At 27.5% G+C, this 488-nt stretch carries 1 protein-coding gene; it reads left to right on the top strand.

What is annotated here, in order from left to right:
* Positions 1-7 precede the first annotated feature (7 nt).
* Positions 8-430 carry a hypothetical protein gene (locus EII29_RS11960; protein WP_148096442.1) on the top strand — a complete coding sequence of 141 codons (423 nt, stop codon included), beginning with the start codon at positions 8-10 and terminating at the stop codon, positions 428-430.
* Positions 431-488: the final 58 nt, after the last annotated feature.

Below are 488 nucleotides of genomic sequence, written 5' to 3'. Positions count from 1 at the left end.
TGGTGAATTGAGATACGGAATTCAAAAAACAGCTTTTGAAATAGAACAAGATAGAGAAGAAAGAGAAGCAACAAAAAAAGATGGACCGGGAGCAATATCTAAAGGAAAATATAAGGGGGAGGTAGAAGGAGTAATAAGAGATATATTAAAAAGACCAATAAATAAGAGAGTACAGTTTGGAGAAATAACTTTAATAATACCTGAGAATACAACATTAAATTCTAAACACGGAAATATAGTAGATATAAAAACGGGTTATGGAATACCCATAACTTTTGAGGTGACAAAGATGTGTTCTTCAATATTTTATAGAAAAAAAGTAAAAAATAATGCATATGTTATGATAGCACATAATGAAAATGATCTTAATTTAAATAAAATAGCTCAAAAGATAATAAAAGCAAATGGCTTTAAAAATACTTGTAACTAAATAGAAAGAAAAATCCCCCAACATTCAAATTATTTCAACGAAAAAAATATGAGAATGA

The organism is Leptotrichia sp. OH3620_COT-345, assembly GCF_003932895.1.
Taxonomy (GTDB): Bacteria; Fusobacteriota; Fusobacteriia; order Fusobacteriales; family Leptotrichiaceae; genus Pseudoleptotrichia.
This window is presented reverse-complemented; position numbering and strand designations above follow the sequence as displayed.